Here is a 25,944-nt window from a genome sequence, read left to right as displayed (position 1 = left end):
CCGGCCTGCGCGCCTATTAGGCTGGACAGGTGACTGACACTGCCAATGACGCTCAGAAGGCCACGCTCTCTTTCCCGGGGGGATCAGCCGAGTTCCCGATCATCCCCGCGACCGCCGGGGCTTCGAGCGTCGACATCTCGACGTTCATGAAGCAGACCGGCTTCTCGACGCTCGACTCGGGCTTCGTCAACACGGCGGCCACCAAGAGCGCCATCACCTACATCGACGGCGACAAGGGCATCCTGCGCTACCGCGGCTACCCCATCGAGCAGGTCGCCGCGAACTCGACCTTCCTCGAGACGGCCTGGCTGCTGATCTACGGCGAGCTCCCGACGGCCGACGAGCTCGCCCGGTTCGACGCCCGGATCCGCCGCCACACGCTCCTCCACGAAGACCTGCGCCGCTTCTTCGACGCGCTCCCCGCGTCGGCGCACCCGATGTCGGTGCTCTCGTCGGCCGTCGGCGCTCTGTCGACGTTCTACGAGGACGACACCAACGTCCACGACCCGGAGCAGGTCGAGGTGCAGATGATCCGCCTGCTCGCCAAGCTCCCGGTGATCGCGGCCTACGCGCACAAGAAGAGCCTCGGCCAGGCGTTCCTCTACCCCGACAACAGCCTCTCGTTCGTCGACAACTTCCTGCGCCTCAACTTCGGCACCATGGCCGAGCCGTACGTCGTGAACCCCGTGCTGTCTAAGGCGCTCGAACGCCTGCTCATCCTGCACGAGGACCACGAGCAGAACGCCTCCACCTCGACCGTCCGGCTGGTCGGGTCGACCGAGGCCAACATCTACTCCTCGATCTCGGCCGGCATCTCCGCCCTCTACGGCCCGCTCCACGGCGGCGCGAACGAGGCGGTGCTCACGATGCTCGCCGAGATCCGCGACTCCGGCCAGGGCGTCGCCCGGTTCGTCGAGCGCGTGAAGAACAAGGAGGAGGGCGTCAAGCTCATGGGCTTCGGCCACCGGGTCTACAAGAACTACGACCCGCGCGCGAAGCTCGTGAAGGAGAGCGCCGACGAGGTGCTCGCCGCCCTGGGCGTGAAAGACGAGCTGCTCGACATCGCCCTCGAGCTCGAGCAGGTGGCCCTGTCGGACGAGTACTTCATCTCGCGCCGCCTCTACCCGAACGTCGACTTCTACACCGGCATCATCTACAAGGCGATGGGATTCCCGCCTCGCATGTTCACCGTGCTCTTCGCCATCGGGCGTCTGCCCGGGTGGATCGCGCACTGGCGTGAGATGAACCTCGACGCGTCGACGAAGATCGGCCGCCCGCAGCAGCTGTACACGGGCTCGCCGGCGCGCGACTGGCCCGAGGGCCGCTAGCGCGGCCTCGCTCGGCGCCGTCAGGCGTGCAGCGCCTCGTTAAGCGCGACGCCTGTGCCCTTGCGGGTCAGTACCTCGACGGCACCCGTCAGCGAGTTGCGGCGGAACAGCAGCCCCGGCCTGCCCGACAGCTCGACGGCTTTGACGGTCTGCGCCTTGCCGTTGCTGTCCGACGCCGAGCCCACGACGACGACCTTGGTGCCGGCGGTCACGTAGAGGCCGGCCTCGACGACGGTGTCGTCGCCGATCGAGATGCCGATGCCCGAGTTCGCGCCGAGCAGCGCGCGGTCGCCGATCGAGACGCGCTGGGTGCCGCCGCCCGAGAGCGTGCCCATGATCGACGCGCCGCCGCCGATGTCGGAGCCGTGGCCGACGACGACGCCCTGCGAGACGCGCCCCTCGACCATGGACTCGCCGAGCGTGCCGGCGTTGAAGTTGACGAAGCCCTCGTGCATCACCGTGGTGCCGGGCGCGAGGTGCGCGCCGAGGCGGACGCGCGAGGCGTCGGCGATGCGCACGCGCTCGGGCGTCACGTAGTCGAGCAGGCGCGGGAACTTGTCGATGCCGCTGGTGACGATGCCGGCGCGCTGGAGCGTCATCCGCAGGCGGCTGAAGTCGTCGGGGTGCACCGGCCCCGCGTTGGTCCAGGCGACGATCGGCAGGTGCCCGAAGATGCCGTCGAGGTTAATGGTGTTCGGCTTGACGAGCAGGTGGCTCAGCAGGTGCAGGCGGAGGTACGCATCCGGGGTCGAGGTGGGAGCGGCATCGAGGTCGATGCGGACGGTGAGCGGTTCGAGACGGACGGCCCGGCGCTCGTCGCGGCCGGCGAGCTCCTCGACCCAGGCGGGGGCGAGCTCGGGGTCGCGCTCGGCGGGGAAAGCGCCCAGGGTGGGCTCGGCGAACCAGGTGTCGAGCACGGTGCCGTTGTCGGCGACGGTGGCGAGGCCGTAGCCCCAGGCGCGGGTGGCGGCAGTGTCGTCAGGACTCATGGCAACGACTGTACCGGTGGAGGCAGGCTCTTCAGGTTCGTTGTCGGGCCCCGCAGGTTCGATGCGGGGAGCCCCGGATAGGCTGTGCCCATGGCAGCTCTCGACCTCTCCGTCTCGTCGACCGACCTCACGCGCCAGCTGTGCGACATCCCCTCCGAGTCGGGCGACGAGAGGCGCGTCGCCGACGACATCTGGGACGTCCTGTCGGGTGTCGCGCACCTCGAGCTGTTCCGGGACGGCGACGCGATCGTGGCCAAGACGAACCTCGGTCGCGACAAGCGCGTCGTGATCGCCGGGCACATCGACACGGTTCCCATCAACGACAACGTCCCGACCCGCTACGAGACGATCGACGGCGTCGACTACCTCTGGGGCCGCGGCACGGTCGACATGAAGGCCGGCTGCGCCGTCGCGCTCACGCTGGCCGTCGAGCTGTCCGAGCCCGCCGTCGACGTGACCTGGGTCTGGTACGACCACGAAGAGGTCTCCGACGCCCTCAACGGCCTCGGGCGCCTCACGCGCGAGTTCCCCGACATGCTGCTCGGCGACTTCGCCATCCTGATGGAGCCCTCGAACTCCAGCGTCGAAGGCGGCTGCAACGGCAACCTCCGGGCCGAGATCCGCACCTTCGGCCTCCGATCGCACAGCGCCCGCTCCTGGATCGGCGACAACGCTATCCACAAGGCCGCCCCCATCCTCGACCGACTGGCCGCGTACGAGCCCCGCCAGGTCGAGGTCGACGGCCTCGTCTACCGCGAGGGCCTGAACGCCGTGGGCATCTCCGGCGGCATCGCCGGCAACGTGATCCCCGACGAGTGCATGGTCCACATCAACTACCGCTTCGCCCCGAGCCGCACGGCCGACGAGGCCGTCGCGCACATCCACGAGGTCTTCGGCGAGTACGACGTCACGATCGTCGACCTCGCCCAGGGTGCCCGGCCCGGTCTCGACGCGCCCCTCGCGCAGGAGTTCCTGGCCGCCGTCGGCGGCGAGGCCAAGCCGAAGTACGGCTGGACCGACGTCGCGCGCTTCGCCGGCCTCGGCATCCCGGCCGTCAACTACGGCCCCGGCGACCCGATGAAGGCGCACGCCGACGACGAGCGCGTCGCAGTGGAGCAGATCGTCGAGTGCGAGCGCGGGCTGCGGGCGTGGCTGACGGCCTGATCACCGGACGGCCGGGGGTGGCCGACGAGGTCGAGGCGCCCGAGCGGCCGATGCGCGAGAAGGCGGGCGAGTTCCTGCGCGCGCTGCCGTGGTGGGTCCGCGTGCTAGCGATCTTCGCGGCCTCGCGGCTGGTCAGCACGGCGCTGCTGCTGGGGTTCGCACGGGTTCAGGCCAACAACGCGTGGACCCTGGCGCACCCCGTCTACGCCGACTACGCCAAGATCTGGGACGGCCAGTGGTACTACATCGTCTCGCAGGTGGGGTATCCGACGACTCTGCCGCTGACCGACGCCGGCCAGGTCGCGCAGAACGCCTGGGCCTTCCTACCTGTGTTCCCGATGCTGATCAAGGGGCTGATGGTGCTCACGGGCGCCGCGTTCGCGCCGACGGCAGTCGTCGTCTCGGTCGCGGCGGCGGCGGTCACGTGCGTGGTGTTCTTCCGGATCCTGCGCCGGTTTCTGCCGGCGTCGACCTCGTACTTCGCCGTGCTGCTGTTCTGCGTCGCTCCGCTGTCGCCGCTGCTCCAGGTCGCCTATGCCGAGTCGCTCTTCCTGCTGCTGATCGCGGTGGCCCTCTGGCTGCTTCTCGAGAGGCAGTACTGGCTGATGCTGGCCGTGCTGGCCGTCGCGTCGTTCACCCGGCCGGGCGTCGTCGCCTTCGCGCTGGCGCTGGCGCTGCACTGGGGGCACCGGTGGCTGGTGCGCGAGCGCGAGCCGTTCCCGCCCGCGGAGCGCCTGAAGGTGGGCATCGTCGCCGTGGCGACGGGCCTGCTGGGCTTCGCCTGGCCGGTCGTCGCAGCGCTCGCCACAGGACGCCTCGACGCGTACACGGCTACCGAGCTCTCGTGGCGGGCCGACTACGTCGGGTACGGGCACCTGCTGCCGTTCACGCCGTGGGTGCAGGGTGCGAACTGGTGGGTGCCGGGCGGCGCGGGCATCGTCTTCCTCGTGGTGGCCGTGGCGTTGTTCGTGCTGCTGATGCTGTCGCCGTGGGTGCGCCGGCTGCCGCTCGACCTGCGCTTCTGGATCGTCGCCTACGTGGTCTACCTGCTCGCCGTCTTCTTTCCGCAGTCGTCGACCTTCCGCGTGCTGATGCCGATCTTCCCGCTGCTCGGAGCCCTGGCGATCCCGCGCTCGCGCGTCTACCGGGTGCTGATCGTGGCCGGCGGCATCGTCGGCCAGTTCGCGTGGCTGTACATCTGCTGGTGGGTGAACGGCTACGACTGGACCCCGCCGTGAGCGGGCGGTTCCGCCGAGATCACCCCCTTCGTTTAGGGATAGTCAGCTAAATCATCGATAATGGTACGAAGCATTCCGCGAAAGGGGACTATCTGATGGCAGCCATGAAGCCGAGAACCGGCGACGGACCAATGGAGGCTGTCAAGGAGGGTCGGCTCATCATCGTGCGGGTTCCGCTCGAGGGTGGTGGGCGACTTGTGGTCTCGGTCAACGACGACGAGGCCAAAGAACTGCACGACGCCCTCGCCGGCGTCGTGAAGGCCGCCTCCTAGGCATCCCACCGACGCCCCGTCTCTCACCCTCGCGGGTGGGCGGCGGGGCGTCGCTCGTTGAGGCGACGTGAGAATCGGGCGCCGGAACTGCCCGACCATCGCCCGGCTCAGCGCTTGACGAGCTGCAGCAGGCCGTCGCCCGCGGTCGCCAGGGCGCTGAACACGGCGGGTGACGTCGACACCTCCGTGAGGAGGGTCCGGAAGCCCGTCGTGGTGGCCTCGCGCGCCGCCGGGTTCGCGACGCGGCCGTTCCACAGGGCGTGCGCGACGAGCACGACGCCGCCGGTCCGGGCCAGGCGGAGCCCGTGCTCGACGTACTCGATGACGCCGTCGGGGTCGGCATCGATCAGCACCACGTCGTAGGCGCTCTCGTTCATTCGCGGGAGCACCTCGGAGGCGCGGCCGGTGATCATGCGCACCCGGTTGGCCGGGATGCCGGCGAGCACGTAGCTCTCGCGGGCGGTCTGCTGGTGGTCGACCTCGATGTCGATCGAGGTGAGGGTCGCGCCGGGCGCGCCCTGCATCAGCCAGAGGCCCGAGACGCCGAGACCGGTGCCGATCTCGATGATGCTCTTGGCCGACACGAGGGCGGTCGTGAGGGCGAGCTGAGCGCCGACTCCGGGGGAGACCGCGTCGACGCCGGCCTCCAGGGAGTGCTGCCGCGCGAGGCCGATCGCGTCGACCTCGGTGACCAGTTCTTCGGCGAACTTCCAGCTGGACTCTTTGTGTGGCACTCGTCACTCCTTGTCGCCCAAGTCTAGGGCGCGTTTTGAAGCGAAAGCGGTTACTCTCATCACGTGCCTGCCGGATTCGACAAACTGATAGTGATCGCGCTGATAGCGGTCCTGCTCCTCGGTCCGGCGCGCCTTCCGATCTACGCGTCGAAGCTGGCGCAGCTGGTCAAGACCGTCCGCGGCATGGCCGACACCGCCCGAGCCCGCATGCGCGAGGAGATGGGCGACGAGTTCGACGACGTCGACTGGCAGAAGCTCGATCCGCGCCAGTACGACCCGCGGCGGATCATCCGCGACGCTCTGCTCGAAGAGCCCACGACGGCCATCAGCACGCCGGCCTCGGCGGCTGCCGCGGTGAGCGCCGGGCTTCCGGCCTCGGCGCACGTCCGGTCGGCCATGGTGCCGCTCGCCGCGGGCGAGACGCCGCCGTACGACAACGAGGCGACGTAGGGCAGTTCCTGCGCTGTGGCTCGGCCGTCTGGCCGCTCGGCGAGATGCCCGGACCTGGGTGTTCTCGGCGGCGAGATGGCCTGATCTGGGGAAGTGGCGCGGTCAGATGGTGCCGTGCAGCGCCGCCACCCGCGTGGCCTCGGCCCGGAGGGCGTCGACGACGCGCCGGACCGACGGCCGCTCCGCCCGGTCGGGCCGCATGAGCACCGACAGATAGCGGACGGCGCGGATCCCCTCGAGCGGCGTGAGGACCATGTCGTCGCGCACGCCGGACGACGTGAAGCGGGGGAGCACGGCGATGCCGAGGCCGGCCCCGACGAGCGACTCGGTGATCCGGGTGTCGCTGAACCGCTGCGACACCCGGGGTGCGGAGCCGGTGACGCGCTCGATCTCTCGGTAGATCCAGTCGTAGGGGTAGCCGTCGGGCACGCCGACCCAGGTCTCGCCGACGAGGTCGGCGGGCGTGAGAGCCGGTCGGCCGGCGAGGCGGTGGTCGGCGGGCAGGGCGACGTCGAGAGGCTCCCGGAGCAGCGGGACGACCATGAGGTCGCGGCTCTTCCAGCTCCGGTCGCCATCGGGGGAGTGGGCGATGACGACGTCGTGATCTCCGGTGAGGTCGGGGAACGCGGCCGTCGCGGGGTCGTGGTCGGTCGCCCGCACGACCAGGCCGGGGGTCTCGGAGACCGTGCGCAGCAGGCCCGGGAGCAGCATCTGGCCGGCCGTCGGGAACGTGGCCAGGGTCACTTCGCCCTGCGGCGCCACCACGAAGTCGTCCCACACCGCCTGTGCGCGTTCGAGGGCGACTGCGACGTCGGTCGCCGTCTGAGCGAGCACGCGCCCGGAGCCGGTCAGCACGATGCCGCGCCCCACGCGCTCGGTGAGGCGCGTACCGGCCTCGCGCTCGAGCACCTTGAGCTGCTGCGAGACGGCCGACGGCGTGCGGTGCGTGGCCTTCGCGACGGCGGCGATGCTGCCCCGCTCGGCGAGCTCGCGAAGCAGTTCGAGGCGCTTGACATCCATGAAGTAAAACTACATTATCGGGCGAGAAAAGATCGATTGTTCTTTATTGTCGATGAATTCATACTCGTATTACACAGTTTGAATCAACCCCCAGGAGCACTCATGTTCATCGGTCTCGGCATCTTCATCGCCGCTGCCGTCGCTGCCGTCGCCGGCACCGTCGTCAGCACCGCCCGCGACGGCTACCACCGTCAGCCCACGCGCCTCTTCGACTGAGAGGTCGGCGCGCGCCTGGCCCGTTCGGGTCGGCGCACCAGCATCAGGCGACCCTCGCATCTGCGGGAGGTCGCCTTCGCTGTCTCCCGGCGTCTGCCGGGGCGCGCGGTCAAGTCGGCAGACCGATGGGGCGCAGGAACTCCGGCTAGCCGACGCTCAACCCGAGCTTGCGACCGGCCAGGCCCCGCTCGCGCACGGACAGACGCGCCGCCAGCCGGTCGATGGCCTGCGCCGCGGGGTCGGCAGGCTCTCCGAGGACGACGGGCACGCCCTCGTCGCCGCCGGTGCGGAGCCCCACGCTGAGCGGCACGCTCGCGAGCAGCTCGACGGGGGCGTCCTGTCCCGCCGAGAGGCGACGGGCCGTCTCGGCGCCGCCTCCGGTGCCGAACAGCTCGAGAACGCTGCCATCGGGCTGGACGAGCCCTGCCATGTTCTCGACGACGCCCAGGATCTTCTGGCCGGTCTGGCGAGCGACGAGGCCCGAGCGCTCGGCCACGTCGGCGGCGGCCGGCTGCGGGGTCGTCACGACCAGCACCTCGGCGTTGGGGAGCAGCTGCCCGACCGAGATGGCGACGTCGCCGGTTCCCGGGGGCAGATCGAGCAGGAGCACGTCGAGGTCGCCGAAGTAGACGTCGGTCAGGAACTGCTGGATGGTCCGGTGCAGCATCGGCCCGCGCCACGCCACCGCCGTCGACGTGTCGTCGACGAACATCCCGATCGAGATCACCTTCACCCCGTGCGCGACCGGGGGCAGGATCATGTCGTCGACCTGCGTCGGCTTCACGCTGGCGCCAGAGGCATCGACGAGGCCGAGCAGGCCGGGGATCGAGAAGCCGTACACGTCGGCGTCGACGATGCCGACCGCGAGGCCGCGTGCGGCGAGGGCGACGGCGAGGTTCGCGGTGACGGTCGACTTGCCGACGCCGCCCTTGCCGCTGGTCACGGCGTAGACGCGGGTCAGCGAGTCGGGGCCGAACGGCATGACGCGGCCGGCGCGACCGCCCTTCAGCTTCGCGGTCAGCGCGGCCCGCTCGTCGCGGGTCATGACGGTGACCCGGACGTCGACCTCGCTGACGCCCTCGACCGATGCCGTCGCGTCGCGGACGTCGCGCTCGATGGTGTCGGCGGCGGGGCAGCCCACGATGGTGAGCTTGACGCCCACGGTGGCGGTGCCGTCGGCCGTGACCTCGACCTCCCCGACCATGTCGAGCTCGGTGATGGGCTTGCGGATCTCAGGGTCGATGACGCGGGCGAGCGCCGTGCGGATCCGCGTGGCGACCGCGTCAGGCACGGGCCGGGCTCTCGCCTCCGGGCTCGTCGCGGCGGTCGAGCTCTTCGAGGAGGGAGCGGAGCTCGTCGCGGATGAAGTCCTTGGAGGCCATGTCCTTCATCGCGAGGCGGAGCGCGACGACCTCGCGCGCGAGGTACTCGGTGTCGGCGAGGTTGCGTTCCGCCCGCTGGCGGTCCTGCTCGACCTGGACCCGGTCGCGGTCGTCCTGGCGGTTCTGCGCCAGCAGGATGAGGGGAGCGGCGTAGGAGGCCTGCAGCGAGAGCACGAGGGTGAGCGCCGTGTAGCCGTTGGCGGCGGAGTCGAAGCGCACGGAGAGCGGAGCCAGCGTGTTGAAGGCGATCCAGACGAGGCAGAAGAGCGTCAGCGCGATCAGGAAGTACGGCGTCCCCATGCCGCGGGCGATCGCCTCGGTGGCTCGACCGAAGCTGTCGCGACTCTGGCGGCCACGGCCTGGAAGCACGCGGACGCGGAGGCCCTTGGGGGAGTCGAGACGGACGTCGCTGCGGCTATCGCGTGCCATTGGGCGTCCTCCTTCCGGTTGGGGTCACGGGTGCTCTTCTGAGGCGGGGCCGCGTTCGGCCCAGCGGTTGCTCGGGATCCTGGCTGCGCCAGTCGTCGGGCAGCACGTGGTCGAGGACGTCGTCGATTGTCACCACCCCGACCAGTCGGTGGTTGTCGTCGACGACGGGGACGCTGACAAGGTTGTACCGCGCCATGACGCGCGTCACCTCGAGCGCGGAGGCCCCCACGTGGACCGGTTCGGTCTGGGCGTCGAGAAGCGTGCCCAGACGCTCGTTCGGCGGATACCGGAGCATCCGCTGGAAGTGCACCATGCCCAGGAACCGGCCGGTGGGCGGCTCGTAGGGCGGCAGGACGACGCACACGGCCGCGCCGAGCGCGGGAGCGATCTCATGCCGTCGGATCATCGCGAGCCCCTCGGCCACGGTGGCGTCGCCCGACACGATCACCGGCTCGGTGGTCATCAGACCGCCGGCGGTGTCGGAGTCGTAGCTGAGCAGCATGCGGACGTCTTCGGCCTCGTCGGGCTCCATGAGGCCGAGGAGCGCCTCGCCGCGCTCGTCGGAGAGCTGGGCGATCAGGTCGGCGGCGTCGTCGGGCTGCATCTGGTCGAGCACGTCGGCCGCGCGGCTGTCGTCGAGCCGGTTGAGGATCGACACCTGCTCGTCTTCGGGCATCTCCTCGAGCACGTCGGCGAGCCGGTCGTCCGAGAGCTCCTCGGCCACCTCGAAGCGGCGCTCCTCAGAGAGGTCGAGCAGCGTGTTCGCGAGGTCGGCCGGCAGGAGATCGGAGTAGGCCGCGATCACGTGCTCGGCGCTCTGCGCCTCGCCGTCGGCGGTCTCTTCGGTGACATCGCTCCAGGCCGCGAACATCGTCGGACCCTTGCCGAACGGCGACGGGCTGGTCTTGGGCTTGCGGACGAAGACCTGGCCGATCTCCCAGCCGCCGTCGGCGGTCTCGTCGATCGCGACGTCCTCGATGGTGGCGCGGGCGTTGTCGTGGCGCAGTCGGACTCGTCGGCCGAGGAGCTCGGCGATGACTCGCACCTCCCCGCCGCGCTGCTCGAAGCGGCGCAGGGTGATCGTGCCGGTCGTGATGATCTGGCCGGAGCCGATGCTGGTGACGCGCCCGATCGAGACGAAGACGCGGCGTTTGCCCGGGACCTCGACCACGAACCCCACGACTCTCGGGGACTCGTCGGCCCGGTACACCACGAGGACGTCGCGCACCTTGCCGACCCTGTCGCCCGCGGGGTCGAAAACGGAGCACCCGGCGAGCCGGGCGACGAAGACTCTCGTGGCGCTCACGGAACCAATTTAGCCTGTGCGGGAGGGCGACCCGCGCAGATCGTCAGGTTGAGCCGACTTAATGGCGCCCGGCGATCCACGCCTCGACGTCGGACGCCGTGCGGGGGATCGACACCGAGAGGTTCTCGGCGCCGTCGGCGGTGACGAGGATGTCGTCCTCGATGCGGACGCCGATGCCTCGGAACTCGGCGGGCACGCTCAGGTCGTCGGGCTGGAAGTAGAGGCCCGGCTCGATGGTGAAGACCATGCCCTCCTCCAGGACGCCGTCGAGGTAGAGGTCGCGGCGGGCGGCGGCGCAGTCGTGAACGTCGATGCCGAGGTGGTGGCTGGTGCCGTGGACCATGTAACGGCGGTGGAACTGGTTCTCGGGCTTGATCGATTCGGCGGCGCTGACGGGCAGGAAGCCCCACTCGGCCGTCTTCTCGGCGATGACGGCCATCGCGGTGGCGTGGATCTCGCGGAACCTGATTCCGGGCCTCACGATGGCGAAGGCGGCGTCCGCCGCCTCGAGCACGGCGTCGTAGACGAGACGCTGGATCTCGGAGAAGCGGCCCGAGACCGGGAGGGTGCGGGTGATGTCGGCCGTGTACAGGCTGTCGAGCTCGATGCCGGCATCGATCAGGATCAGGTCGCCGGGGCTCACGTGACCGTCGTTGCGCGTCCAGTGCAGGATGCAGGCGTGGTCGCCCGACGCGGCGATGGTGTCGTAGCCCACCGTGTTGCCGTCGGCACGGGCGCGCCGGTTGAAGGTGCCCTCCACGATCCGCTCGCCGCGGGGGTGGGCGAGCACCTCGTCGAAGTCGGCGATGATGTCGCGGAAGCCGTCTTTCGTCGCGGCGACGGCGGCCCGCATCTGCGCGACCTCGTACGCGTCTTTCACGAGGCGGAGCTCGCCGAGGTCGCGGGTCAGGACGTCGAGACTCGCTGCGCGGTCGGCGACGGTGTCGACGCTCTCGTCGGCGGGCTCTGTGGGCAGAAGCGCGTCGAGGCGGCGGGTCAGGTCGGGGTCGGCGTCGCGGACGAGCATCGTCTCGGCGTCCGAGGTCGTGACGACCTCGTCGAAGTCGGCGAGGTCGCGCGTGGCGACGCCGAGGTCGACGGCGACGTCGGCGAGCGACGGACGAGGCCCGATCCAGAACTCGCCGATCTCGGGGTTGGCGTAGAACTCGTCGGAGTCGCGGCCGGCGCTGGCGCGCAGGTAGAGGGTGGCCTCGTGGCCGGAGTCGGCGGGCTCGAGCACGAGCACCGAGCCGGGCACGGTGTCGGAGGCCCAGCCGGTGAGGTGCGAGAAGGCGGAGTGCGCGCGGTAAGGGTAGTCGGTGTCGTTCGACCGGACCTTGGCCTGGCCGGCCGGGATCACGAGGCGCTTTCCCGGGTGCAGGACCGAGAGCGCCGCCCGGCGCTGGGCGGCGTACGGCGACTGCTCGCGGGGCTCGGTGACGGTGTCGGGACGCTCGGCCCACTGCGACGAGATGTACTCCTTGAAGGCATCGGAGCCGGGAGTGGTGGAGCGGTTCGAAGTGGCGCGCGGTGCCTTCTGATCAGCCATGCTCACCATTATGCAGGCGCCGCACTGAACGAGCCGTGGCTGATCCTGCCGGCTACTGGTTCTTCGAGACCAGCTGCGCCAGCACGGGCCGGTGGTCGCTGCCGGCATCGTCGCGGCCGCCGATCACCTTGAAGCCGGTGACCTTCCAGTCGGGGGTCGCCATGACGTGGTCGATCGGCGTGGCGAGGAGCTCCGGAACGTTCGTCGGCCACGTGCCGACCGCGGCGTTGCCCGTCGCCTTGGCGGCGTCGCGGCAGCTGCCGAGGGCCGACGTCGCGTCCTTGCCGAGGCCGGACTCGTGGTCGAGCGTCGAGTTGAAGTCGCCCGCCATGATCATGCTCTCGCCGGAGCAGAGCTTCGCGAGGTACTTGAGGTCTTTGCTCCAGGCGGCCATGTGCGCCTTGACGGGGGCTACCGGGTGCGCGGCGACGATGACGGGGCCCGTGCCGTCGGCGGGTCGGGCGACCACGGTGGGAAGCACATCGGTCGTCGTCTTGTCGGTGGAGGTCGTGTACGAGCCGAGCTTCGTCGAGATGAGGAGCGACGTCGAGTCGGCCGACGACGTCTGGTCGTAGGCGAGCACCAGCACTCTCATCGGGCGCCCCGCCTTCTTCATAGCGGCGGCCACAGCTGCGGCGGTCTTCTTCTGCGTCTCGGGGAGGCTGACGATGTCGGCCTTGGTCGAGATGGCGAGCGAGGCGATCGCGGCGGCGCCGGGTGCCGCACCGCGCGTGTTCCAGGCGAGGACGCGCAGGTCGCCGGTCTGGCGCTTCGCGAACTCCGTCGACCCCGTGCCGCGCTCGATCAAGACGCCCGCCGACACCGCCGCGAACGCGACGAGCAGCACGGTGACGCCTGTGAAGAGGCGGCGGAGCGGGCGCGCGGCGAGCCCGACGACGAGCAGGATCACCGCCAGGACGAGCGCCACCACGCCCATGACGCCCCGGAAGGCGATGATCTGGGCGACGTAGTAGTGCTGCTGGAGGCCGAGGGCCTGGGGGAATGCGGCCACAGCGAGCACCGCCGCCACAGCGAGCAGGAGGACGAGGGTCACGAATCGGCGAAGCACAGTGGACCGATCCTAACGGCTGCGGCCCCCGGGACTCGCGGCGCTTACGATGGGGGAATGTCTTCCGGTCCGATCGACCTGCACACTCACAGCAGTGTCTCGGACGGCACCGAGACCCCGCGCGAGCTCGTTGACTCGGCGGTCCGCGCGGGGCTCGGCACCGTCGCACTCACCGACCACGACTCGACCAGCGGCTGGGCCGAGGCCGCCGAGGCGGTCGAAGGAACCGGTCTCACGCTGATCCGCGGCATGGAGCTGTCCACCCGCGTCGGCTACAACAGCGTCCACATGCTCGCCTACCTGTTCGATCCGACTGCCTCGGGTCTCGTCCGCGAGACCGAGCGGCTTCGCGAGGACCGCCTGCACCGGGCCGAGCGCATGGTCGCGCGCATCGGCGCCGACTACGACCTCGAGTGGGGCGACGTGCTCGCGCAGGCGACCGTGGGCGCTACGCTCGGCCGCCCCCACATCGCCGACGCACTCGTCGCGAAGGGGTACGCGCGCGACCGCAGCGCCGCCTTCGCCGGCATCCTCCACTGGCGCAGCGGGTACTACGAGCCGCACGAGGCGCCGAGCCCGCTGACCGGGGTCCGTCTGATCCGCGAGGCCGGCGGCGTGCCGGTCCTCGCCCACCCGGCGACCCGTGGTCGGGATGCGAACCTGCCGATGACCGACCTCCTCGAGCTGATCGAGGCGGGGCTCGGCGGGGTCGAGGTCGGCCACCGGGAGAACACGGATGCGGGCCGCGAGTTCCTGCGCCGGCTTGCTCGCGAGCACGATCTCATCATGACGGGCTCGAGCGACTACCACGGCGACGGCAAGCCGAACCGGCTCGGCGAGAACTCCACCGAGCCGTCGCAGCTCGCGCGCATCGTCGAGCAGGCGACCGGCGCCGCGCCCGTCGTCGGCTAGCAGGGCCCGCGGCGCATGCGAAAGCCCCGCACCCCTCGTGGCGAGGAGATGCGGGGCCGGCAGGACTGCGACTAGGCCTGAGCCGGTGACGAGCCCTCGCCGGAGGGCCGGCGGCGACGGTTGCGGCTGCGGTTGCGGGGCGGCCGCGACTCGCCGTCGGCGGTCGACTGCGACGGGGCGGTGGTCGACGCGGAAGCCTCGGACGACGAGCCCGTCTCCGACCCCTGGCCGCCGCGGGTGCGACCCCGGCCGCCACCGTCACCGGCGGAGCGCTGGCCGTCGCCCGATGAGCGCTGGCCCTCGCCCGATGAGCGCTGGCCCGAGCGGCCGGACGACGAGCGGCCGGAGGAGGCGGGTGCCTGCGTGCGGGGAGCGGCCTCGCGCGAGGTCGGCTTGAGGCGGCCACGCGTGCCGGCCGGGATGTCGAGGTCGCTGAACAGGTGCGGGCTCGACGAGTAGGTCTCGACGGGCTCCGGCATGTTCATCTCGAGCGCGCGGTTGATGAGGGCCCACTTGTGCAGGTCGTCCCAGTCGACGAAGGTGACCGCGATTCCGGTCTTGCCCGCGCGGCCGGTGCGGCCGGCGCGGTGCAGGTAGGTGTCGTGGTCGTCGGGCACCGTGTGGTTGATCACGTGGGTGACGTCGTTCACGTCGATGCCGCGAGCCGCGACGTCGGTGGCGATCAGGATGTCTTTCTTGCCGGCCTTGAACGCGGCCATGGCGCGCTCGCGCTGCTCCTGGTTGAGATCGCCGTGCACGGCGGCGGCGTTGAAGCCGCGGTCGTTCAGCTCTTCGACCAGCTTGGCCGCCGCGCGCTTGGTCCGCGTGAAGATGACGGTCTTGCCGCGGCCCTCGGCCTGCAGGATCCGGGCGATGACCTCGTCTTTGTCGAGGTTGTGCGCGCGGTAGACGACGTGCTTGATGTTCGCCTGCGTCAGGCCCTCGTCGGGGTCGGTCGCGCGGATGTGGATCGGCTTCGACATGAACCGGCGAGCCAGGGCCACGATCGGGCCGGGCATCGTGGCCGAGAACAGCATGGTGTGCCGGGTCGGGGGGATCTGAGCGAAGATCTTCTCGATGTCCGAGAGGAAGCCGAGGTCGAGCATCTTGTCGGCCTCGTCGAGCACGACCTCCGTGACCTTCTTCAGGTCGAGGAGGCGCTGGCCCGCGAGGTCGAGGAGACGGCCGGGCGTGCCGACGACGATCTGGGCGCCGTCTTTGATCTGCTCGACCTGGCCCTCGTAGGCCTTGCCGCCGTAGATGGAGACGATCTTCACGTCGGGGCGGTTGGCGATGGCGGTCTGCAGGTCTTCCGTGACCTGGACGCAGAGCTCGCGGGTCGGGACGACGACGAGCACCTGCACGCCGGTCGTCGGGTGGAGGCCGATGCGCTGGATGATCGGGAGGCCGAAGCCGAAGGTCTTGCCGGTGCCGGTCTTCGCCTGGCCGATGATGTCCTGGCCGGAGAGGGCGAGGGGAATGGTCTGGGTCTGGATGGGGAAAGGCTCGATGATCCCCTTGGACGCCAGTGCGTCGACGATGTCTTCGTCGATCGAGAGGTCGCTGAATGTCAAGTGTGGCCCTGTTTCAAATAGAGGGGTAAGCCTGTAGTTTAGCCGGTCCTCGTCCGGGGCCGACTGTCCTCGCCCGGCCGACCCTCTAAGGTGGTGCCGTGGTGTCGTGGAAGGGGTTCCGAGTCGGTCGTTCGAAGACCGCTGGTTCCCGCCCCCGGCAGACCCCCCGCCCGCTCCCCGTCAGCCGGGTCGAGCTGGGCGACTTCACTCCGGATCTCGACGTCTACCTCGGTCTCGTGGCCTACCTGCAGCTCGCGCTCTTCGAGTCGCTCGGCCGCGCGTCGAGCATCACGCCGAGCACGCGCGCCAAGGCCCTGACCGGGGTCGTCGCGACCTCCACCCTCGAGCGCCACAAGGCCCTGCTGGCCGAGATCGAGCGCCAGGGCGGCGACGCGGCCGACGTCATGCAGCCGCACTCGGCGCTCATCGACGACTTCCAGCGGCGCACCGGGGGAGGCGACTGGCACGAGTCCATGCTCGCCACCTACGTGGCGGCCGGTCTCCTGAACGACGTCTTCATCCGTCTCGCAGCCGGGCTCTCCGGCGACTACCGGGAGCGTGTCGTCGCTGCCCTCGAGCTCGGTGCCGAGACCGACGAGAGAGAACTCGTGGCCGAGCTGTCCCTCGCCATCGGCGCCGACCCGAAGCTGGCGTCGCGCCTGGCGCTCTGGGGGCGCCGTCTCGTCGGCGACACCCTCCTCGTGGCGCGGGCGGCGATCTCGGCGTCGCACCAGTCGGCCGACGACGAGCGCCTCGAGCCGGTCTTCACCGAGCTGATCGCCGCCCATACGCGCCGCATGGACGCGCTGGGGCTGACGGCGTAGCGAACCGCCGCGCGCGGCGAGGCTGCGTAGGGAACCGCCGCGCTCGGCGTGGCCGCGGAGCGGGCCGCTCTACGCGGCCTGGCCGCGCAGCAGCCCGTCGAACAGCTCGCGGTCCCGGTCGGCACGGCGACGAGCGCTGATCCGGGCCACGGCGGCGCCGGTGAGGGCGGCGACGACCAGGGTGACGGCCCAGATCCATCCCCTGTCGGACTTCCACTCGAGCCAGGTCAAGGCCTCCCACACGACGATCGCCGCGCAGGTCGCCCAGCCGGCCGTCCAGAACAGCCCGCGGCTGTCTTGGCCCGGGAGGGCGAAGTGGACGATCAGGCCGAGGATCGCGCCGCCGAGCGCCGCGAACAGGAGTTCCATGTCGTGCCTAGTTGACGAAGCCGACGCGGCCGCGCTCGACGCTTCCGACCTCGACGTAGGCGAGGCCCGCGGTCGGGATCAGGTAGACCTTGCCCTTGTTGTCCTTCAGGGTGAAGTAGGTCTTCGAGCCGTCGAGGGCGTCTGCGATGACCTTCTCGACGTCTGCAGGCGAATCCGTCGACTCGATTGCGATCTCACGGGGGCTGTTGGCGATACCGATGCGAATGTCCACGTCATGACGATATCCGACTTCGCGAAGCGCGTGCGCGGGCGTTCACTGTCGGCAGATTTTCGTCGGCTACCGGGCGCAGGAACTCCCTGCCGGCTCCCCCGAGCGACGGTGGCTCCGACTAGCGTCGTTCCCGTGACGCCGACACCTGCCGCCCTCGACCCCTTCCAGCGCGCTGTCGTCGCTCTCGGCGACGGCGAGTCGGCCGCCGTCATCGGGGCACCCGGGTCGGGCAAGACCACGGCCCTCGTCGCCTTCGTCCTCGATCGGGTCCACCGCGAGGGATGGGGGCCGCAGGCGGTCGTCGCCCTCGCGCCGACCCGTGCCTCGGCGACGGCGCTGCGCGACGTGCTGGCCGCCGGGGTGGCTGTGCCGACGCCCGGCCCGCTCGCCCGCAGCGTGGCCTCGCTCGCCTTCGACATCGTCGGCCACGCCGCCCGCCTCGCGTCGGCCCAGGCGCCGACGCTCCTGACCGGCGGCGAGCAGGACACCCTGATCCGCGACCTTCTGCAGGGCCACCTCGACGAGGGCGCGGGGCCGGTCTGGCCCGAGCACCTCGGCGCGTCGGTCCGCGAGCTGCGCGGCTTCCGCACCGAGCTGCGCGAGCTGATGATGCGTGCCACCGAGCACGGAATCACGTCCGACCGGCTGCGGCAGCTCGCCGTCTCGGCAGAGCGGCCCGAGTGGGCGGCCGCCGCCGACTTCCGCGACGAGTACCTCCGCGTGGTCGACGGTCTGCAGGGCGCCGCACTCGACTCGGCCGAGCTCGTCGACTTCGCCGTCGCCGCACTGGACCGCGGCGAGTCGTCGCCGCTCGTCGAGCCGCTCCGCGCCGTGGTGGTCGACGACGCGCAGGAGGCGACCGAGTCGACGCTGTCGCTGCTGCGGGCTCTCTCCCGCCGAGGGGTGACAGTCGTCGCGTTCGGCGACCCCGATCTGGCGACGACGGCCTTCCGCGGGGGATCGCCGGACGTCCTCGGCCGTCTGGCCGTGCGCCTCGGCCTGCCGTCTGTCACGACCCTGCACCTCGGCGCCGTGCACCGCCACGGTCCTGCGGTGCGGGCGCTCGTCGGATCCGCGACGGAGCGCATCGGCGCCGCCGGAGCCGGCCGCCAGCATGCCGCGGGATCCGCCGTGGCCGACGTCGGCGGCGTTCAGCCGATGGTGCGGATCGAGTCCGACAGCCCGGCGCACGAGACCGCCGCCGTGGCTCGCCTGCTGCGCGAGCACCATCTGTTCCGCGACGTGCCGTGGTCGCGGATGCTCGTCGTGGTCCGCAACGGCGCCCTCGTGCCGACGGTGGCCCGGGCGCTGCAGCTGGCCGAGGTACCCACGCGCACGCCGGTCGCCGGCCGCGCGGTCCGCGACGAGTACGGCGCCCGTCACCTCCTGCTCGCGGCGTCCGTGGCGACCGGTCGCGTCGAGCTGACGGCCGACGTCGCCGGCGACCTCCTCTCGGGGCCGCTCGCCGGCTTCGACTCTCTCTCGCTCCGCCGACTGCGCCTCGCGCTCCGTGCCGAGGAGCTCGCCGGCGGCGGCTCGCGCTCCAGCGACGACCTCCTCGTCGAGGCGCTCGCCGGCCCGGGGCGCTTCGCCACCATCGACTCGCGGTTCGCCGCGCGCGCCGGCCGCTTCGCCGCGAGCCTCGACACCGCCCGGGGCGACGCCCAGGGAGGCGCGACCATCGAGGAGATCCTCTGGGGCCTGTGGGAGCGCAGCGGGCTGGCCGACGAGTGGAGCACCCGCTCGGCCGGTCACGGCATCCTCGCGGCCGAGGCCGATCGCCACCTCGACGGGGTCGTCGCCCTCTTCACGTCGGCGAAGCGCTTCGTCGAGCGCTCGCCGGAAGCCGAGCCGGAGGAGTTCCTGGCCGCGATGCTCGACGCCGACGTGCCCGAAGACACGCTGTCTCCGCAGGCGCTGGCCGAGTCCGTGCTGGTGTGCACGCCGAACGGCGCCATCGGCCTGGAGGCCGACGTGGTGGTGGTGGCTCGCCTGCAGGACGGCGTGTGGCCCAACCTCCGGGTCCGCGGCGGCCTCCTCGGCCCCGACGATCTGGTCGATGCGGCGGACGGCCTCGTCTCCGACCTCAGTCCCGTCGACCGGCGCGCCGGGGTCCTGTCCGACGAGCTGCGCATGTTCACCCTCGCCGTCTCGCGGGCGACCACCCAGGTCGTGCTGGCCTGCACGGCGAACGACGACGAGTCGCCGTCGATGTTCCTGCGCCTGCTGCCCACCGACCTCGAGCCCACCGAGGTACGGCCGCCGCTGTCGCTGCGCGGGCTCGTCGGCCACCTCCGGCACGTGGCCACCACCGCCGAGCCCGGCGGCGTCCGCGGAGCCGAGGCGGCGGGCGGCTTGGCCCGACTAGCCGAGGCCGGCGTGACCGGGGCGTCGCCCGACGACTGGTACGGACTCCTGGAGCCGACGACCGTCGACCCGCTCGTCGACCTCGCCGCCGACCCCGAGGCCCGCGTGCGCGTCTCGCCGTCGGCCATCGAGTCGTTCGAGACCTGCCCCCTGCACTGGTTCCTCGATCGCTTCGGCGGCACGCAGGCCACGTCGGCCATGGGCATCGGCACCGTGATCCACGACGTCATGGAGCATGCGACCGACATCGACCCCGATTCGCTCTGGGCCCAGGTGGAGGCGCGCTGGGGCGAGCTCCAGTTCGAGTCGCCGTGGATGTCGGCGGCCGAGAAGCGGAAGGCGCGAGTACTCACCGAGGGTCTCTCGGGCTACCTGCGCGACTTCCGAGCGGCCGGTGCGACCCTGCTCGGCGCCGAGACGGAGTTCACGCTGTCCGTCGGCCAGGCCGAGCTCCGCGGCAAGATCGACCGCGTCGAGCAGCAGGCCGATGGCAGGGTCGTCATCGTCGACCTGAAGACCGGCCGCAAGACCTTCACTGCGATGGAGATCGAGGAGCACGCTCAGCTGGCCGCCTACCAGCTGGCTCTCGCCGAAGGGCAGGTCGACTCGGCCCCGGAGGTGCACGAGCCCGGCGGCGCGAAGCTCGTCATCGTGTCGTCCGGCGTCAGGGGCAAGGCGTATCGAGAGCCCGCCCAGGCCACCTACGGTCCCGAGGAGCTGGAGGCGTTCCGCATCCGCGTGCAGGGTGACGCGGCCGGGATGGCGGGGCGCACCTTCGTCGCCCGCGTCGAAGACCACTGCCTCGGCCGCCTGGGCGGCTCATGCCGAATCCACGTCGTCGGAGAGGTGACCCAGTGAGCGCGACCCCGATGGCGCCCCGTGCGGCGCTCTCGGCCCTCGACATCGCCGAGGTGCTGGGCCTGCCCGCACCCACGCCCGAGCAGCAGGCCGTCATCGAGGCGCCGCTCGAGCCCGCGCTCGTCGTGGCCGGTGCCGGGAGCGGCAAGACCGAGACCATGGCCGGCCGCGTCGTCTGGCTCCTGGCCAACGGCCACGTCTCGGTCTCCGAGATCCTCGGTCTCACGTTCACGCGCAAGGCCGCCGGCGAGCTCCAGAAGCGGATCGAGAAGAGGATCGCCCTCTTGAGCGAGCGCGGACTGGTCGGTGCCGACCCCGACCCGTTCGACGCGCCGACGGTGTCGACGTACAACTCGTTCGCGAGCACGATCTTCCGCGACAACGCCCTGCTCGTCGGCCGGGAGAGCGAGTCGCAGGTGCTGAGCGAGGCGTCCGCCTGGCAGATCGCGCGTGCCCTCGTGGTCACCAGTGGCGACGAGCGCCTCGCGTTCCTCGACCGCTCGGTCGACGCCATCACTCAGGCCGTCATCGACCTCAGCCACGCGCTCGCCGAGAACGTCGCGTCCTCCGACGACGTCCGGCGCATGGCGCGGCAGTTCGAGAGGCTGATCGACCTCCCCGCGACCAAGGCGTCGCCCTACAAGAGCGTCGTCGACGCGGTGGCCGACGTCGGCTCGCTGGCGCCCTTGCTCGACCTCGCCGACGCGTTCGCCCGCGAGAAGGCCCGCCGCGGGCTCGTCGAGTTCAGCGACCAGGTCGCGCTGGCTCTCGCCGTCTGCGAGACGGCGCCGCGCGTCGTCGAGGAGCTGCGCACCCGCTTCCGCGTCATCCTGCTCGACGAGTACCAGGACACGAGCGTCGTCCAGACGCGTCTCCTGGCACGGCTGTTCGCCCGCACCGGGGTGATGGCCGTCGGCGACCCGCACCAGTCGATCTACGGGTTCCGCGGTGCGAGCGCCGCCAACCTGGGCCGCTTCCCGGTCGACTTCGGCGCCGGTGCCGGTGCGCACTACACGCTGTCGACCAGCTGGCGGAACGCGAAGGTCATCCTCGACTCGGCCAACGCGGTGGTGCACGAGCTGGCTGCGGGCGCCGGCGTCGGCGCGCTCACCGCGCGGCCGGGCGCACCGGACGGCCGCATCGACATCGCGTACGAAGAGACCCTCGTCGACGAGGCGGCCGCCGTGGCCGACTGGTTCGCCCGCGAGCTGGAGACCCGCACCGCCGAGGGCCACCTCAAGACCGCGGCACTGCTGTTCCGCTCGAAGAAGACCGTGTCCGTGTTCGCCGACGCCCTGCGCGATCGCGGCGTCCGCTACCGGATCCTCGGGGTCGGCGGCCTGCTGCAGCGCCCGGAGGTCGTCGACCTGGTCAGCTGCCTGCGGGTCCTCGGCGACCCGGCGGCCGGCTCGGAGATGATCCGCCTTCTCGTGGGGGCTCGCTGGCGGGTCGGCCTGCGCGACATCGCGGCGCTCCGTGATGTGGCCTCCTGGCTGTTCCGGCACGATCACGCCCAGAAGCTCCTCGACGACGACGTGGCCATGGCGCTGCGGTCGTCGGTCGCACCCGGCGAGCAGGGCTCGATCGTCGATGCGGTGGACTTCGTGGCGACCGCGCCCGCGACGCACCGTCAGCTCGCCGGGTTCACCCCGGCGGGGGTCGAGCGGATCCGCACGCTGGGGCGGCACCTCGCGTTCCTGCGCAATCGCATCGGGCTGGACCTCGTCGACCTCGTCACCCTCGTGCAACAGGAGATGCTGCTCGACGTCGAGGTGGCTGCGGCCGGCGGATCGCTTCGCGGAGGCGCCTACCTGCAGGCGTTCGACGACGAGGTCGCGGGCTACGTGGCCACCGACGAGTCGGCGAGCCTGCAGGGGTTCCTCTCGTGGCTCTCGGCCGCCGAGCGCCGCGACGACATGGGCCCGCGCTCGGACGAGGGCGAGGACGGCGTCGTCCAGCTGCTCACCATCCACGGGTCCAAGGGGCTCGAGTGGGACCTCGTCGGCGTTCCGCGGCTCGTCGCCGACGAGCTGCCGGGAGCCTCGCGCGCCGGCAGGGGCTGGCTCAACTTCGGGCAGCTGCCCTACGAGTTCCGCGGGGACTCCGCCGAGCTCCCGGCGCTCGCCTGGCGCGGCGTCGACGACCAGAAGCAGTTCGACCAGGGCAAGCAGGCGTTCGAGGCCGAGCTGAGGGCGCGCCACTACGACGAGGAGCGCCGCCTCGCCTATGTCGCCTTCACCCGCGCCAAGGAGGCTCTGCTGCTCAGCGGCTCGTTCTGGGCGACCCAGTCGAAGCCGCGGGCACCCAGCCGCTACCTCGTCGACCTTGTCGAGGCGGGCGTCGTGCTGCCCGACGCCCTGCCCGACGCGCCCCGCTCCGACGAGAACCCGCTGAGCGAGAGCAGCCTCACCCTGAGCTGGCCCGTCGACCCGCTGTCGACCCGGCGCGACGCGGTCGAGTACGCGGCGGCCCTCGTCCGCACGACGGGCGCTGCCGGTGGTGCGCGGTCGGCCGACATCGACCTGCTGCTCGCCGAGCGCGACTCCTCTCGCGACCGCGCCCTCCAGGTCGCGCTGCCGCAGCGCATCCCCGCATCGCGCTTCAAGGACTACGTCGACGACGCCGCCGCCGTGGCGAGGTCGCTGCGGCGGCCGCTGCCCGAGCGCCCCTACCGCGCCACCCGGCTCGGCACGCTTTTCCACGCCTGGGTCGAAAACCGCTACCAGCCCACGGGAGCCGGCGAGACGCTCGACGCCGCCGCGTTCGACCAGGAGGCCGCCTTCGCGCTCGACTACGACGCCGACGAGGCGGCGCCTCTGGGCGGCGGTCGGAGCGGGCCGGTCGACCCGGACGACGCGCGACGCCTGGCCGAGCTGCAGGCGACCTTCGAGGCGTCCGAGTGGGCCGACCTCGATCCGGTCGACGTCGAGCTCGAGATCCACCTGCCCCTCGGGCCGCGCACGGTCATCTGCAAGATCGACGCCGTGTTCGTGCGCGACGGGCGATACCAGGTCGTCGACTGGAAGACCGGCAAGGCGCCGCGCGACGCCGACGACCTGCGGCTGAAGCAGCTGCAGCTGGCGCTGTACCGCGAGGCGTATGCGTCCTACCGCTCGATCGACCCCGCGATCATCGATGCCGTCTTCTACTTCGTGGCTGACGACGAGGTGGTCCGGCCCGAGAACGTCAGCAGCCGGGCGGAGCTGGAGCGGCTGTGGGCCGGGGTCGAGGGCGGCCTGGCTGGGTAGCCCTGCCGGTCCGGGCTGGCCCCGCCGGTCCGGGTTGGCCCCGCCGGTTCGGGTTGGCCCCGCCGGTTCGGGTTGGCCCCGCCGGTTCGGGTTGGCCCCGCCGGTTCGGCACCGCCGATTCGGTTCAGTCCCGCCGATTTGCGCGGGCGACCCGCCGAATCGGCAGGATCCCGCCGAACCTTCTGCGGGGTTGTGCCGATTCGGCGGGCGTGGCGGAGGCGGGTTCCGCGGCGGCGGGTACGGCGACGGCGGGCCGGCGACGGCGGGCCGGCGACGGCGGGCCGGCCGCCGGCAGCGGCGAACGGCGGCGACGCCGACCCGCTACGGCCGGTGGCGCTCCGTCGCCGCGAGCAGGTCAGCCACCCCGTCGACGTCGAGCGCCTCGGTGGTGCCGACGACGAGCGGGCGCTCCTCGTCGTGCTGGACCGCGTCGACCAGGCGCGACATCATCTCGACGGCGTCGTCGACGACGTCGGCGTTCTTCGTGTGCGTCCCGTGGAGCAGCCACTTCGCGAGGTCGAGCTCGTGGTAGAGCGTCGCGCGGTTCCGGAGCTGCCGCTCGCTGGTGCCGCGGGCCGCGGCGTAGGCGTCGAAGACGGCGTCCACGGCGTCGGTCGTCGGGGCGCCGAGCACCCAGGCGAGGTCCTTGGCAGGGTCGGCGATCTGGAGTTCCTGCCAGCCGAGGATCCCGGTGATGCGATCGCCCGACACGAGCACCGACGACGACTCGAGCGAGCCGTTGATGACGGTGGGCTGGAACTGCCACAGCTGGGAGTCCTGGATCGCCGTCTCCCAGCGCTCGAGGAGAGCCGCCGGGAGCAGGCCCGTGGAGGCGGCGCGGTCGACGACGCTGGCCGACGACCGCATCGCCTCGAACGGCGTGTGGCTGGTCAGTCCGGCGTCGGTGACGAAGCTCGTGGGCAGGGAGTGGATCGCCGCGACGGCACCGCCGACGGCGGACGGCAGACCCGATCCGACGACGACGTCGGAGACCGACAGGGGCGAGCCGTCGACGAAGTCGTAGAGGATCGCACGGGTCTGAGCGACCGGCGCCTGGCCCCGGTACGCCGGCACCTGGAACGACAGGCGACCGCGGACGCCCGGGCTGAGAGCTCGGAGGGCGACGAGGTCGGCCGACTGGACCGCCTCGGCACGCTGGGTGCGCGGAACGCGGATGATCCACTGCTCTCCGGCGCCGCCGGCGAGGCGCGCGGAGTCGAAGTCGCCCGCGCCGACTGAGCCGTGCGGCCCCGTCGATCGGACGTCGAGGTCGGCGACGGCTGCGGTCGCCAACGCGGCTAGAGTGAGGTGGGATCTGGCCATGCCGCAAGGGTAGGTCGGAGGACGCGATCTCCGGGCCTCCGCCACGCACGATCATCAAACAAGCACAGCCTCAAACAAGCACAGCTCGCGAATACAGCGAATCCCAGACGATTGGTGGTCGGATGCCTGCACGCCCCACGGTTCCGCAACGTGACTCCGGCTCCCAGGCGTCGTTCTCGGCGAAGCTCCCGCTCTCTCGGCACCAGATCGACCGCGACTACCTCGCGCGCGACGACGAGGAGCTCTTCGCCCGCCTGCTCGGCGACTCGGCGACGCGAGTGCTCCCGGTGTGGAAGGGACGAGCGCTGTTCCGCGGCGACGACGCCCTGGCCCTCCTGGCGCCGGCCGACGTTCCTGCGACCGCGCACTTCATCTACCTGGGGCTGTCGACGGCTGACGATGCACCGGAACCCGTGGGCACGCCGATTCTCGCCGCGATCCTCACCGACGAGCAGGCCGAGGCGGTGGCATCGGCCGACGAGTGGGGCAACCTGCGCATGTTCGCGACCGAGCTGAGCGACCGCGACGCCGGGCTCGCCACCGAGGCCATCGCGATCGCCAACTGGCACGCCTCGCACCGCTTCTCGCCGCGCACCGGGCGCCCGCTCGTCTCGACCAAGGGCGGGTGGGTGCTCGTCGACGCCGACGACGGCCACGAGATCTTCCCGCGCACCGACCCGGCGATCATCGTCGGCGTGACCGACGCCGACGACCGCCTGCTGCTCGGGTCGAACGCGATGTGGGAGAAGAACCGCTACTCGCTCCTCGCCGGGTTCGTCGAGCCCGGGGAGTCTCTCGAGCAGGCCGTCGAGCGCGAGATCTTCGAGGAGTCGGGCGTGCGCGTCCACGACGCCGTCTACCTCGGGTCGCAGCCGTGGCCGTTCCCGGCGTCGCTGATGCTGGGCTTCCGCGCCACCGTCGACGCGGCGAACCCCGGCAGCCTCGAGCCCGACGGCGCCGAGATCGTCGACCTGCGCTGGTTCACCCGCGACGAGCTGATCGCCGCCGGTGACGAGGTGATCCTGCCCGGCCGGTCGTCGATCGCCCGCGCGATCATCGAAGACTGGTACGGCTCCGAGATCGCCGACTGA

General features: G+C 71.3%; 22 protein-coding genes. 10 read left to right on the top strand and 12 right to left on the bottom strand.

Annotated elements, in window-relative coordinates; all coding sequences use genetic code 11:
• Positions 1–29: 29 nt before the first annotated feature.
• On the top strand, positions 30–1,328 hold the full coding sequence (locus AC07TY_RS09420) for a citrate synthase (RefSeq protein ID WP_123506195.1): 1,299 nt from the start codon (positions 30–32) through the stop codon (positions 1,326–1,328).
• A 20-nt stretch (positions 1,329–1,348) separates the two neighbouring features.
• Here AC07TY_RS09420 and dapD read toward each other — a convergent pair whose 3' ends face one another.
• Positions 1,349–2,317 carry a 2,3,4,5-tetrahydropyridine-2,6-dicarboxylate N-succinyltransferase gene (gene dapD, locus AC07TY_RS09415; RefSeq protein ID WP_123506194.1) on the bottom strand — a complete coding sequence of 323 codons (969 nt, stop codon included), beginning with the start codon at positions 2,315–2,317 and terminating at the stop codon, positions 1,349–1,351.
• A gap of 90 nt (positions 2,318–2,407) precedes the next feature.
• Here dapD and dapE point away from each other — a divergent pair, with 90 nt between their 5' ends.
• The 3 genes from dapE to AC07TY_RS09400 all read left to right on the top strand — a co-directional run bounded on the left by dapE (position 2,408) and on the right by AC07TY_RS09400 (position 4,991).
• The gene (gene dapE, locus AC07TY_RS09410) at positions 2,408–3,481 is read left to right on the top strand and encodes a succinyl-diaminopimelate desuccinylase (protein WP_494785146.1); all 1,074 of its coding nucleotides are present in this window, start codon (positions 2,408–2,410) and stop codon (positions 3,479–3,481) included.
• Positions 3,466–4,719: a hypothetical protein gene (locus tag AC07TY_RS09405; protein ID WP_488625755.1), complete on the top strand. Its 1,254-nt coding sequence runs from the start codon at positions 3,466–3,468 to the stop codon at positions 4,717–4,719. The genes dapE and AC07TY_RS09405 overlap by 16 nt, the downstream gene beginning before the upstream one ends.
• 95 nt (positions 4,720–4,814) lie before the next feature.
• Complete coding sequence (locus AC07TY_RS09400; protein WP_084816223.1) at positions 4,815–4,991, top strand: DUF3117 domain-containing protein; 177 nt, start codon at positions 4,815–4,817, stop codon at positions 4,989–4,991.
• Between the two features lie 107 nt (positions 4,992–5,098).
• Here the strand turns inward: AC07TY_RS09400 and AC07TY_RS09395 are convergent, their stop codons facing one another.
• Positions 5,099–5,725, bottom strand: coding sequence for an O-methyltransferase (locus tag AC07TY_RS09395; protein ID WP_123506192.1), 627 nt, complete (start codon positions 5,723–5,725; stop codon positions 5,099–5,101).
• A gap of 63 nt (positions 5,726–5,788) precedes the next feature.
• Here AC07TY_RS09395 and AC07TY_RS09390 point away from each other — a divergent pair, with 63 nt between their 5' ends.
• The gene (locus tag AC07TY_RS09390; RefSeq protein WP_123506191.1) at positions 5,789–6,175 is read left to right on the top strand and encodes a twin-arginine translocase TatA/TatE family subunit; all 387 of its coding nucleotides are present in this window, start codon (positions 5,789–5,791) and stop codon (positions 6,173–6,175) included.
• A 102-nt stretch (positions 6,176–6,277) separates the two neighbouring features.
• Here AC07TY_RS09390 and AC07TY_RS09385 read toward each other — a convergent pair whose 3' ends face one another.
• The 6 genes from AC07TY_RS09385 to AC07TY_RS09360 all read right to left on the bottom strand — a co-directional run bounded on the left by AC07TY_RS09385 (position 6,278) and on the right by AC07TY_RS09360 (position 13,146).
• Positions 6,278–7,195 (bottom strand): LysR family transcriptional regulator, encoded by a 918-nt coding sequence (locus tag AC07TY_RS09385; RefSeq protein ID WP_123506190.1) that lies wholly within the window; start codon positions 7,193–7,195, stop codon positions 6,278–6,280.
• A 361-nt stretch (positions 7,196–7,556) separates the two neighbouring features.
• Positions 7,557–8,702 (bottom strand): Mrp/NBP35 family ATP-binding protein, encoded by a 1,146-nt coding sequence (locus AC07TY_RS09380; RefSeq protein ID WP_494785145.1) that lies wholly within the window; start codon positions 8,700–8,702, stop codon positions 7,557–7,559.
• Positions 8,695–9,222 (bottom strand): DUF1003 domain-containing protein, encoded by a 528-nt coding sequence (locus tag AC07TY_RS09375; protein ID WP_488625757.1) that lies wholly within the window; start codon positions 9,220–9,222, stop codon positions 8,695–8,697. Before AC07TY_RS09375 ends, AC07TY_RS09380 begins: the two co-directional genes overlap by 8 nt.
• Positions 9,209–10,528 (bottom strand): magnesium transporter MgtE N-terminal domain-containing protein, encoded by a 1,320-nt coding sequence (locus AC07TY_RS09370; protein WP_123506187.1) that lies wholly within the window; start codon positions 10,526–10,528, stop codon positions 9,209–9,211. The genes AC07TY_RS09375 and AC07TY_RS09370 overlap by 14 nt, the downstream gene beginning before the upstream one ends.
• A 58-nt stretch (positions 10,529–10,586) precedes the next feature.
• Entirely contained in the window at positions 10,587–12,077 is a 1,491-nt protein-coding gene (locus AC07TY_RS09365) for an aminopeptidase P family protein (RefSeq protein WP_494785144.1), read from the bottom strand.
• A 52-nt stretch (positions 12,078–12,129) separates the two neighbouring features.
• Positions 12,130–13,146 (bottom strand): endonuclease/exonuclease/phosphatase family protein, encoded by a 1,017-nt coding sequence (locus tag AC07TY_RS09360; protein WP_233579989.1) that lies wholly within the window; start codon positions 13,144–13,146, stop codon positions 12,130–12,132.
• Between the two features lie 57 nt (positions 13,147–13,203).
• Here AC07TY_RS09360 and AC07TY_RS09355 point away from each other — a divergent pair, with 57 nt between their 5' ends.
• On the top strand, positions 13,204–14,058 hold the full coding sequence (locus tag AC07TY_RS09355) for a PHP domain-containing protein (protein ID WP_494785143.1): 855 nt from the start codon (positions 13,204–13,206) through the stop codon (positions 14,056–14,058).
• 71 nt (positions 14,059–14,129) lie between these two features.
• On the opposite strand, the gene AC07TY_RS09350 is transcribed toward AC07TY_RS09355, so the two are convergent.
• Positions 14,130–15,632: a DEAD/DEAH box helicase gene (locus AC07TY_RS09350; protein WP_494785142.1), complete on the bottom strand. Its 1,503-nt coding sequence runs from the start codon at positions 15,630–15,632 to the stop codon at positions 14,130–14,132.
• Between the two features lie 98 nt (positions 15,633–15,730).
• Here AC07TY_RS09350 and AC07TY_RS09345 point away from each other — a divergent pair, with 98 nt between their 5' ends.
• Complete coding sequence (locus AC07TY_RS09345; RefSeq protein ID WP_488625761.1) at positions 15,731–16,456, top strand: ferritin-like fold-containing protein; 726 nt, start codon at positions 15,731–15,733, stop codon at positions 16,454–16,456.
• A gap of 69 nt (positions 16,457–16,525) precedes the next feature.
• Here AC07TY_RS09345 and AC07TY_RS09340 read toward each other — a convergent pair whose 3' ends face one another.
• Complete coding sequence (locus AC07TY_RS09340) at positions 16,526–16,825, bottom strand: hypothetical protein (RefSeq protein ID WP_494785141.1); 300 nt, start codon at positions 16,823–16,825, stop codon at positions 16,526–16,528.
• 7 nt (positions 16,826–16,832) lie between these two features.
• Positions 16,833–17,057, bottom strand: coding sequence for a DUF3107 domain-containing protein (locus AC07TY_RS09335; RefSeq protein WP_123506183.1), 225 nt, complete (start codon positions 17,055–17,057; stop codon positions 16,833–16,835).
• 132 nt (positions 17,058–17,189) lie between these two features.
• Between AC07TY_RS09335 and AC07TY_RS09330 the strand changes: the two genes are divergently transcribed.
• Positions 17,190–20,282, top strand: coding sequence for a PD-(D/E)XK nuclease family protein (locus AC07TY_RS09330; protein WP_494785140.1), 3,093 nt, complete (start codon positions 17,190–17,192; stop codon positions 20,280–20,282).
• Positions 20,279–23,530, top strand: a complete 3,252-nt coding sequence (locus tag AC07TY_RS09325; protein WP_494785139.1) for an ATP-dependent helicase — start codon at positions 20,279–20,281, stop codon at positions 23,528–23,530. The genes AC07TY_RS09330 and AC07TY_RS09325 overlap by 4 nt, the downstream gene beginning before the upstream one ends.
• Positions 23,531–23,851: 321 nt before the next feature.
• Here AC07TY_RS09325 and AC07TY_RS09320 read toward each other — a convergent pair whose 3' ends face one another.
• Complete coding sequence (locus AC07TY_RS09320; RefSeq protein WP_123506180.1) at positions 23,852–24,853, bottom strand: phosphotransferase; 1,002 nt, start codon at positions 24,851–24,853, stop codon at positions 23,852–23,854.
• Between the two features lie 122 nt (positions 24,854–24,975).
• Between AC07TY_RS09320 and nudC the strand changes: the two genes are divergently transcribed.
• A complete protein-coding gene (nudC, locus tag AC07TY_RS09315; protein WP_123506179.1) occupies positions 24,976–25,944 on the top strand; it encodes an NAD(+) diphosphatase in 969 nt (322 codons plus the stop codon).

The sequence above is a fragment of the Frondihabitans sp. GW821-FHT04F02 genome (genome assembly GCF_059420045.1).
Note: the sequence above shows the minus strand (reverse complement) of the source record. Positions and strands in the feature narration are given on the sequence as shown.

What these genes read in the sequence shown, in the direction of transcription:
- dapD (WP_123506194.1), bottom strand. Translation starts at nt 2,317, where the DNA reads ATGAGTCCTGACGACACTGCCGCCACCCGCGCCTGGGGCTACGGCCTC.
- dapE (WP_494785146.1), top strand. Translation starts at nt 2,408, where the DNA reads ATGGCAGCTCTCGACCTCTCCGTCTCGTCGACCGACCTCACGCGCCAG.
- AC07TY_RS09400 (WP_084816223.1), top strand. Translation starts at nt 4,815, where the DNA reads ATGGCAGCCATGAAGCCGAGAACCGGCGACGGACCAATGGAGGCTGTC.
- AC07TY_RS09385 (WP_123506190.1), bottom strand. Translation starts at nt 7,195, where the DNA reads ATGGATGTCAAGCGCCTCGAACTGCTTCGCGAGCTCGCCGAGCGGGGC.
- AC07TY_RS09375 (WP_488625757.1), bottom strand. Translation starts at nt 9,222, where the DNA reads ATGGCACGCGATAGCCGCAGCGACGTCCGTCTCGACTCCCCCAAGGGC.
- AC07TY_RS09365 (WP_494785144.1), bottom strand. Translation starts at nt 12,077, where the DNA reads ATGGCTGATCAGAAGGCACCGCGCGCCACTTCGAACCGCTCCACCACT.
- AC07TY_RS09355 (WP_494785143.1), top strand. Translation starts at nt 13,204, where the DNA reads ATGTCTTCCGGTCCGATCGACCTGCACACTCACAGCAGTGTCTCGGAC.
- AC07TY_RS09340 (WP_494785141.1), bottom strand. Translation starts at nt 16,825, where the DNA reads ATGGAACTCCTGTTCGCGGCGCTCGGCGGCGCGATCCTCGGCCTGATC.
- AC07TY_RS09320 (WP_123506180.1), bottom strand. Translation starts at nt 24,853, where the DNA reads ATGGCCAGATCCCACCTCACTCTAGCCGCGTTGGCGACCGCAGCCGTC.
- nudC (WP_123506179.1), top strand. Translation starts at nt 24,976, where the DNA reads ATGCCTGCACGCCCCACGGTTCCGCAACGTGACTCCGGCTCCCAGGCG.